Annotated in this window: 8 protein-coding genes; 3 read left to right on the top strand and 5 right to left on the bottom strand. The window is 60.2% G+C overall.

Annotation, left to right across the window (positions count from 1 at the left end; all coding sequences use genetic code 11):
• On the bottom strand, nt 1–218 hold a 218-nt coding region (locus YWU_RS0112495; protein ID WP_027020732.1), incomplete at its 3' end, for a transposase.
• A 56-nt stretch (nt 219–274) separates the two neighbouring features.
• Between YWU_RS0112495 and YWU_RS16830 the strand changes: the two genes are divergently transcribed.
• Nucleotides 275–1,222, top strand: a complete 948-nt coding sequence (locus tag YWU_RS16830; protein WP_051260347.1) for a neutral/alkaline non-lysosomal ceramidase N-terminal domain-containing protein — start codon at nt 275–277, stop codon at nt 1,220–1,222.
• Between the two features lie 136 nt (nt 1,223–1,358).
• Nucleotides 1,359–2,597: a purple acid phosphatase family protein gene (locus YWU_RS0112485; protein WP_027020731.1), complete on the top strand. Its 1,239-nt coding sequence runs from the start codon at nt 1,359–1,361 to the stop codon at nt 2,595–2,597.
• 71 nt (nt 2,598–2,668) lie between these two features.
• Here the strand turns inward: YWU_RS0112485 and ahpD are convergent, their stop codons facing one another.
• Together ahpD and YWU_RS0112475 are read right to left on the bottom strand one after the other, a co-directional pair.
• Complete coding sequence (ahpD, locus tag YWU_RS0112480) at nt 2,669–3,193, bottom strand: alkylhydroperoxidase, AhpD family (RefSeq protein WP_027020730.1); 525 nt, start codon at nt 3,191–3,193, stop codon at nt 2,669–2,671.
• The gene (locus tag YWU_RS0112475; RefSeq protein WP_027020729.1) at nt 3,194–3,790 is read right to left on the bottom strand and encodes a peroxiredoxin; all 597 of its coding nucleotides are present in this window, start codon (nt 3,788–3,790) and stop codon (nt 3,194–3,196) included.
• A 138-nt stretch (nt 3,791–3,928) separates the two neighbouring features.
• On the opposite strand from YWU_RS0112475, the gene YWU_RS0112470 reads away from it, so the two are divergent.
• Nucleotides 3,929–4,864 carry a hydrogen peroxide-inducible genes activator gene (locus YWU_RS0112470; RefSeq protein WP_027020728.1) on the top strand — a complete coding sequence of 312 codons (936 nt, stop codon included), beginning with the start codon at nt 3,929–3,931 and terminating at the stop codon, nt 4,862–4,864.
• Here the strand turns inward: YWU_RS0112470 and YWU_RS0112465 are convergent.
• Together YWU_RS0112465 and YWU_RS16825 are read right to left on the bottom strand one after the other, a co-directional pair.
• A complete protein-coding gene (locus YWU_RS0112465; protein ID WP_027020727.1) occupies nt 4,861–7,389 on the bottom strand; it encodes a DEAD/DEAH box helicase in 2,529 nt (842 codons plus the stop codon). The genes YWU_RS0112470 and YWU_RS0112465 overlap by 4 nt on opposite strands.
• Before the next feature lie 10 nt (nt 7,390–7,399).
• On the bottom strand, nt 7,400–8,539 hold the full coding sequence (locus tag YWU_RS16825) for a PAC2 family protein (protein WP_051260346.1): 1,140 nt from the start codon (nt 8,537–8,539) through the stop codon (nt 7,400–7,402).
• Between the last annotated feature and the right edge of the window lie 83 nt (nt 8,540–8,622).

Below are 8,622 nucleotides of genomic sequence, written 5' to 3'. Positions count from 1 at the left end.
CGAATGCGCTTGCGCGCCTCCCGCAACTCAACCCCCTCGGCTCGGGTCTGCCCTGGCCGGTCACCGTCCTCCACCGCGGCGCGCTGCAACCATTTCTGCAGGGTCATCGGGTGAACGCCGAAATCTTTCGCAATCTGCTCGATCGTCACACCTGGTTCACGACTCCTCGCAACACGCACAACGTCGTCACGGAACTCTCGGGGATAGGGCTTCGGCACAATGACATCCTTCCAGCCCACCCTCCCGGGCAAGCCAACTCAGATGTCACCTACACGTGCAGCAGACCCCTGCAGTGCTCGGCGCCGCGTTCGCTGCCTCGAGCCAGGAGGACGGTGGTGGGATTGATGGACTTCCCATTAACGAAGGCGAGTACGGAGGCACCCCGTGGGCTCGCCAGCTCGGTGAGATCATCCTGCCGGCCCATGTGTTGGAGCTGCACAACCCCAAGGAGTCGCTGCTTCCGGTTGGATACATCGACGGGCTTATCCAGCAAGTTCATATCTTCCACGTGCACCAGATCGCAGGGTTCACCATCGTCTCTTGCGCATTCGAACCAACGACAGTGGCAGGCCTGCGGATCCGGACCACCGTCGCAGACATCCTCGGAGTAGATCGGTCGCTAGTCCTAGTTCAGGGATACGTGTCTGGATACGGCCACTATGCGGCGACTCCACAGGAGTACGACCAGCAGGACTATGAAGGCGGTGCCACCGCATTTGGACGCGACACCCTCCCTGCAATCACCCAGACTCTCGCGAACCTCACCCACCAGCTCAAGGATGGTCTTCCCAATCGGCCCGGTTCTGCATCTGGAGATCTTGTTGGATTTATCCCGACCTCACCGGCCGGAGCCCCGAACACGGATGTGGCTCCGGACGGTGCGGCATTTGGAGATGTGTTGGAATCTCCCGAGGGACCGGTGTCGTCCGGCGAACAGATCGAAGTGGTTTTTGCGGCGGCGAACCCAAACCACGATCTTCGGCATGAGTCTGGGTATCACCGAATCGAGGATTCGGCCGGAGCCCGGGTGGCAGATGACGCCCATGAGGACTCCAGGATCATCTTCTCCAAGGAAGGCAACGAAACCCGTGCCCGGATCATCTGGGATACCACCGATATGGAGGCGGGGGAGTACTCGGTGAGGTTCAGTGCGTCGTCACGCGATGAGTCCGGCAATCTCACGCCCTTTGATGGAGTGGCGATGGTGACAATTGGGGCATAGCGGCCGGAAGTCGCGGCAATTCTAGATTGTCGCTGTTTCTATAGGTTCCGTTCACTCTGCGGACACGTGGCGGTCGGGTCGACGACGGACAATCGGAGGGATTGTGTCTCGTACCGATGTTAGGAGTTCTGAAACAATGCTTACCCTCCGCCGCAGCTCTGTTGCCGCAGCAGTAGTCACCGCCCTCCTCGTAGGCAGCCAGGTCCCAGCGGCTACTGCTCAGGACAATGAACCTACTGAGCTCGTTGACCGCCTGTTGCTGAACCCAGGAGCAGATGCCGGTACCTCTATGGCCGTGACGTTCCGTGCCAACACCGATGGCGCAACCGTCGACTACCGACAGTCCGGAACGGAAGCGGTGGAGTCGGTTATCGCAGAGTCGAAGGGGTCGACCGACCAGGGCGTACATCAGAGCGTTCGCCTTACAGATCTGGAACCGGGCACGTCCTACGATTACCGGGTGGTATCTGAGGGCGAGTCCGGTCCATGGCACACCTTCACCACGTCGACCGCAGGCCCGCAGCAGATGCTGTTCTTCGGAGACGCTCAAAACGGACTCGACAACGAGTGGCAGGCTACGACGGCCGCCGCCCGCGCGGCGATGCCGGACCCGGACTTGATTCTCCAGTCCGGAGACATGATCAACATCAACACCGACGATTCCGAGTGGGGCAACTGGTACGAAGGGCTGGCACCGGAGCTGGTCGACACGCCCCTGCTAACCGCCATCGGAAACCATGAGCTGACCCCGGATCTCACCGGTCGGCCGTATCACCACCACGTCACCAACCCCCAGAACGGGCCGACTGCACTGAGTAATACCTCTTACTACGTGGACCAGGGCGGTGTCCGTTATGTCGTGCTGACTGCAAATATGCTGCTTCTCAACCAGCAGGCCGAGTTCCTCGACGCGGCACTGGCCGATAATCCGAATGACTGGTCGGTCGTCATGTTCCACCAACCGGTGTACAACTCCAGCACCAATCGGGACGACGGCATCAATGAGAGGTTCTTCGGCGAAGTCCTCGAGCGTCATGGCGTCGACCTGGTCCTCAACGGCCATGATCACGCGTACGCACGTGGAGAGAAAAGCGAGGATGGCCCCGTGTACCTCGTCGCGACTGCCGGCTCGAAGTTCTATCCCACCAGTGCTCAGAATCCGGCGTGGGACAACCGCGGGGCGAACCGCGTCACGTGGGCACAGGACCTGTCGACCTATCAGACTCTGACTCTGGACGGCTGTTCGATGTCGGTCCAGTCAGTGGTGACCGTGGTGGGGGAAGATCCGCAGTCCTCAAACGGTGCACGTGCCGTCGGTGATGTCCTCGATGACTTCACTATCGACAAGTGTGGAGAAACGAAGGTCGTGAACTAGCGGGCCTGATACGCAAAAAACCGTCGGCTACCTTTCGGTAGTCGACGGTTTTCGTCGTTGGAGCCCGCTATTTAGCGGGCGCCCTCGATCTGCACTGCCTGAGCAACACCCTGGACGGTACCGGCGACCTTGACGGCCTCCCAGACCTGCTCCTTGGTGAGGCCCTCTTCACGCACGACCTTGTCGTGAGCGGAGACGCAGGCTTCACAGCCGTTGATGGAAGAGACTGCCAGAGCCCAGAGCTCGAAGTCAGCCTTCTCGACACCCGGCTTCGCGATGATGTTCATGCGCAGGCCGAACTTCACCTGTGCGTAGTCATCACCGAGCATGTGGCGGGTGCGGTAAGCGACGTTGTTCATTGCCATGATCGAAGCGGCACCGAGTGCAGCGTCGAAGGCCTCAGCGGACAGGTGGTCCTTGGCCTCGTCGGCGATCTCGGAGAACACCGTGTCGTTTCGGGTGGCTGCTGCGCAGGCGAGGAGCGTGCCCCACAGCTGCTGCTCGTTGAGCTCGGTCGAGCGGGTGAGCGAACCGAGGTTGAGCTTCAGGTCCTTCGCGAACTCCGGAAGGCCGGAGCGCAGGTTATCGATCGACATTTAGTTCAGAGCCTCCTGGACGACATCCATCTTGTCGATGTTCTTGGTCGGGTCGTTCTTCTGCCAGTTGCAGGCGCAGACCTCTTCGGACTGGAGGGCATCCAGGACACGCAGGACCTCGTCGACGTTACGGCCGACAGCGTCCGGGGTCACGGAGACGAACTGGATGACACCATCCGGGTCGATGATGAAGGTCGCGCGGTCAGCAACGCCGTCAGCGTTCTCGACACCGAGGGCACGCATCAGGTCGTGGCGGACGTCGGCGAACATCGGGAACGGGACCTCGATGAGCTCCGGGTGGGTTGCACGCCAGTTGAAGTGGGAGAACTCGTTGTCACCGGAGCCGCCGAGAACGATGGTGTCGCGGTCATCGAACTCTTCGTTGAGCTTGCCGAACGCGGCGATCTCGGTCGGGCAGACGAAGGTGAAGTCCTTCGGGTAGAAGAACACGACCTTCCACTTGCCGACGTAAGACTCGTTGGTGACCTGCTCAAAGTAGTCATCCGGCGATGCAGCGTTAGCGTCGCGCAGGTTGCCGCCCTTGAGAGCGGTCAGATTGAACTGGGGAAACTGGTCACCGACGGTGAGCAGAGCCATGTGATCCTCCTAGTTGGAAAGTGGTACTTCAAGGTTTATCGGCACCCGCGACCTTCCGTGGGTACGTACGCAATTATGCCTATGGCGGCAGACAGAGTCAAGAGGAAGAATTTAATAGTGTCGTGTAGAGTTATAGGCATGCGTAATCGAGATTACCGCCCGACCCTACCGCAGCTACGAGCCTTCGTCGCGATCGCAGACACCGGTCATTTCGGTCAGGCAGCCCGCCGACTTGGGATTTCCCAGCCTTCCCTGTCGCAGGCACTGGCGACGCTCGAGCAAGGTCTAGACGTGCAATTGGTGGAGCGATCCACCCGACGCGTCCTGATCACTCCCGCCGGTCGTGGTCTGCTTCCCCTTGCCCGTCAGGTGTCTGAACTTGTCGACGAGGTTGTCGACCGAGCCGCCGGCCGAACTGAAGAACTTTCCGGGCCGCTGACCATTGGATTCATCCCCACGGTCGCCCCGTATATCCTCCCGAACTTCCTGCACTTGGTTCGGGAAGAGCTGCCCGAACTGGAACCGCGTATTCACGAAGAGCCGACGGAGCATCTGACTGAGGCGCTTCGCTCGGGCGACATTGACGTGGCAGTGATGGCGTTGCCGTCGGGAGGCTCCATCTTTGAAGAGACGCCACTATACGACGAGGAGTTCCGGATCATCCTCCCGGAGGGTCACGAACTTGCCGGTGAAGACAGCCTTACTCTGGAGGTGCTCAATAAGCTGAACCTCCTTTTGCTGGACGACGGTCACTGCATGCGCGACCAGGTCCTCGACCTCTGTCGCCGAGTGGACGCCCGCCGTGACATGGAAAGCGGACTGGAGACCCGCGCAGCTTCGCTGTCCACCGTCGTCCAGTGCGTCGCCGGAGGACTAGGGGAGACGCTGATCCCAGAATCCGCGGTCTCTGCTGAAGCATTCCGACCGGGATTGGCTACTGCACGTTTCGGTGGCCCGACTAGGCCGGGCAGGACAATCGGCATGGTTCACCGCTCTAGCTCAGTGCGTGGCGAGGAATTCGCGAAGATCGGCGAGTTGGTCACCCGCGCATTCGAGATGACCCGCGCCGACTAACCCTCCATGATCCGCAGCGAGCGGAACCGGACCTCTCCAGCCTCATCAGAGGCGGGGAGGTCGACTTCTGCCTCCAGTCGCCAGCCATAATCCTTCTCCGGATCCGCGATCGTCTGCGAGACCTTCCACACCTCCGGCCCTTCTTCGACGCGGAACATGGATGGTCCGCGGGCGTCACCGTCGAGAAGCACTTCTTCGTACTCGTCGAAGTATCCGTCCATCGCAGCGGGCCAATTAGGTGCCTCCTCCAAGTATGCGTCCAGCGCCGCCAGGTCATCTTCCTTCTCCATGGCGAAGAGCTGCACATGGCGGAACATGAGGTTTCGGACCATCCGCAAGAAAGCGCGCCGATTACCAGTCAGCGGTCGGCTTCCGTCATCGCCGAAAGCTGCCTCACGGAGTGTCTCCTCATCCAGCGGCTTATCCGGATCTGCCATGCGAGCCCACTCGTCGACGAGAGATGAATCGACCTGTTGTACTAGCTCACCGAGCCATTCGACGATCTCTGCTAGCTCGTCATTGGTCTTCTCCGGAGGAAGGGTGTGCCGCAGCGTCCGCCATGCATCAGTGAGGTATCGCAGGACGACGCCCTCGACTCGCGCAACCTGATACTCCGAGATTAGATCCGAGAAAGTCATGCCCTTCTCGATCATCTCCCTGACGATGGACTTCGGGGACAGCTCGAACTCTCGGACCCACGGGTGTCCAGCAGCGTACGTCTGGTACGCGGCCTCCAGCTCATCCTCCAACGGTTTGGGATAGGTCACGTCCTCAATCAACGCCATGCGCTCGGTGTACTCAACACCGTCCGCCTTCAGCGTCTCGATCTCTGCGCCTCGGGCGGCTCGCTGTTGAGCCTGCAGTAGCGGCCTCGGATCGTCGAGGATGGACTCGAAGATGGATATGACGTCCAGCGTGTATGAATCGCCCTCCGGATCCAGCAGCTCCAGTGCTGCGAGCGCGAACGGCGCCAGTGGCTGGTCCAATGCGAAATCCCGCTGAAGTTCTATGGTCATGCGTGGTTGCGGCCCGAACTTCGTATCCGCCAGACCGATGATGTCAGCGTTGCTGAGGCCCCGGTACAACTCGATCGCGGTAAGGATGGATTCATTCTGCTGATGGCGAGTGTCGTGGTTATCGCGCAGAAGCTCCTTCATGTGCGCAAAGGTGTCTCCGCCGCGGCCGATCACATTAAGGATCATTGCGTTGGACACCTTGAACCGGCTCACCAACTGCTCTGGCGGCTGATCCACCAGTCGCTCGTAGGTCGCCTGTGACCAGGTCACCTCGCCCTTCGGTACAGACTTCAGACGGAGCTTCTTTACCTTCGCCGGGTCCTGACCGGCGCGTTTACGAAGCTTGAAATTCTCAATCTCATGCGGAGGAGCCTGGACGACAACCGTGCCTTCTTTGTCGTATCCAGCGCGTCCCGCACGGCCTGCAATCTGGTGGAATTCGCGGGATTTCAGCGGTCGCTGCCGGATGCCGTCGTACTTGACCAGTCCCGTCATCAATACGGTGCGAATCGGCACATTGATTCCGACTCCCAGCGTGTCGGTGCCGCAAATGACCTTCAGCAGACCGGTCTGGCTCAGTTTCTCCACGAGTCGGCGGTACTTCGGCAGCATGCCGGCGTGGTGCACGCCAATGCCTTTCCGGACGAGTTTCGAGAGGTCTTTGCCAAAGGCCGTCGTGAAGCGGAAATCCCCGATCTCCTGACGGATGAGCTCTTTCTCTTCGTCGGTGAGCAGCTTCAGCCCAGTTAGGGACTGTGCGCGCTCAGCGGCCTCGCGCTGGGAGAAGTGGACGACGTAGATCGGAGCCTTGCGGTCCCCGAGGAGCTCTTCGATGGTCTCGTGGACCGGGGTAAACACGTATTCAAATTCCAGCGGCACAGGTCTGGTCGTGCCGGCGACGAGCTCTACGTCGCGCTCAGTTCGACGAGTGAGGTCCTTCATGAAGAACTCAACATCGCCGAGGGTCGCCGACATCAGAAGGAACTGCGCCTTATGTAGGACCAGGAGAGGGATTTGCCACGCCCAGCCGCGGTCTGGCTCGGAGTAGTAGTGGAATTCGTCCATGACAACCTGGCCGATATCCGCGGCCGCGCCCTCGCGAAGAGCGATGTTTGCGACGATCTCAGCGGTCGCGCAGATGATCGGCGCCTTGCCATTAACGGTGGCGTCACCGGTCATCATCCCGACGTTCTCAGCACCAAACACCTCACACAGTGCAAAGAACTTTTCGCTTACCAGAGCCTTAATCGGAGCCGTGTAGAACGTCCGCTCACCTCGGGCCATCGAGATGAAATGCGCAGCGATGGCAACCATCGACTTTCCCGAACCGGTCGGGGTTGCGAGGATGACATGATCTCCGGCGGCCAATGCCAGCGTCGCTTCCTCCTGTGCTGGATACAACGCGAGATCCCTGCTCGCCGTCCAGGTGGTGAATGAATCAGCCACCGCGTCGGGGAACAGGGATTCAGGAACGTCGACCAGGTCGGGGAGCAGTTGCGTCAGGTTCACGCACCCAAGGCTACCTGCGGAACCACTTACGCCAGGAGCGGGGAGGGTTATCGGCGCCGTCGTCATGCTTCCCGACGTCCTGATCCTCCTCCCTCGGCTCCTCAACAGAGGAGTTCTCCAGGGTGGAATCCGCTTCAGGTGTCTCCTTTAGTTCCTCCTGATCAGTCACTTCCTCTACCAGCTCGACATCCGTCACCGGGTATTCGAAGCGGCCGTCGGTTCGGGAAATCTCACCGGCCAGGAACTGCTCGAGTTCGGCGCCGAGTTCATCGGCGGTCGGCACATTGCCATTTGTACCGATCAACGGGTTGGACTCCAGGGACAGGCGCCGCTGCCGCTCAGCGTCGTAATGCTGCTCGAGAGTGTTGACGACCTGCTGAATCTCCTCGGATTCGCCAACCTGCTCGTCGAGGACCTGGCGGACGTTTTCGACTTCCTGCTCTAGCTCTCCCAGTGGCAGATCAAGGCTGCCGGATCCGGACACTGCCCGCAGAAGTCCAAGCACAGCCTCGGGGTACTCCGACTGCGCCACATAGTGAGGTACCTGAGCGGTGAAGCCCACGGCGATGCGATCGCGCCTGACCATCTCGTCTTCCAAGCGCAGGCTCGCTGCACCAGGGATGACGAACTTCTGGCCCCACGTGTGGTTGGCGGCAAGAGCCTTCGCGTCATTGCCGTGCGCGAGGATATTCATCGGACGGGTATGCGGCACTGTCATCGGCGCTGAGTACAGAGCAATCGTGCGGGTGACGCCGTACTGCTCTGCGAGGTCAGCGACTGCCGTGGAGAATGAGTCCCACCGGAAGTCCGGCTCAGGGCCGGTCAGTAGGAGGAATGGCGCACCGGAGTTGTCCTTGACTGCGTCGAGAGTCAACTCCAGGTTCTTCACCTCGCGGATCCGGCTACCTTCCATCGTGACTGGAGGTCGACGGGATCGATAGTCCAGCAATTCTTCGGAATTGAAGGAGGCGAGGGTGCGGTGGTCAAGTTCCTCTAGGAGTAGCTCCCCGGCATGGCCAACAGCCTGACCGGCGTCTGCATACCCTTGGAGTGCGACGATAAGTGTCAGTTGGCCGTCAGGGGACTTCCATACCTCCGGAACAGAGGCACCTGTCTCGTTGACGAAGTGTCGATTGCGATCCTGGCTCATGTACCGACGTCCCTTCTGACGTATGGAAGTCACCAATGACAGTGACTTCCGTTGCTTCGTGCCTATGACAACAGTGATGTTTC

The sequence above is a fragment of the Corynebacterium sputi DSM 45148 genome, from assembly GCF_000427865.1.
GTDB lineage: Bacteria > Actinomycetota > Actinomycetes > Mycobacteriales > Mycobacteriaceae > Corynebacterium > Corynebacterium sputi.
This window is presented reverse-complemented; position numbering and strand designations above follow the sequence as displayed.

Excerpts from the sequence above, each read along its gene's own strand:
- YWU_RS0112485 (WP_027020731.1), top strand. The coding sequence starts at position 1,359 with ATGCTTACCCTCCGCCGCAGCTCTGTTGCCGCAGCAGTAGTCACCGCC.
- ahpD (WP_027020730.1), bottom strand. The coding sequence starts at position 3,193 with ATGTCGATCGATAACCTGCGCTCCGGCCTTCCGGAGTTCGCGAAGGAC.
- YWU_RS0112475 (WP_027020729.1), bottom strand. The coding sequence starts at position 3,790 with ATGGCTCTGCTCACCGTCGGTGACCAGTTTCCCCAGTTCAATCTGACC.
- YWU_RS0112470 (WP_027020728.1), top strand. The coding sequence starts at position 3,929 with ATGCGTAATCGAGATTACCGCCCGACCCTACCGCAGCTACGAGCCTTC.
- YWU_RS16825 (WP_051260346.1), bottom strand. The coding sequence starts at position 8,539 with ATGAGCCAGGATCGCAATCGACACTTCGTCAACGAGACAGGTGCCTCT.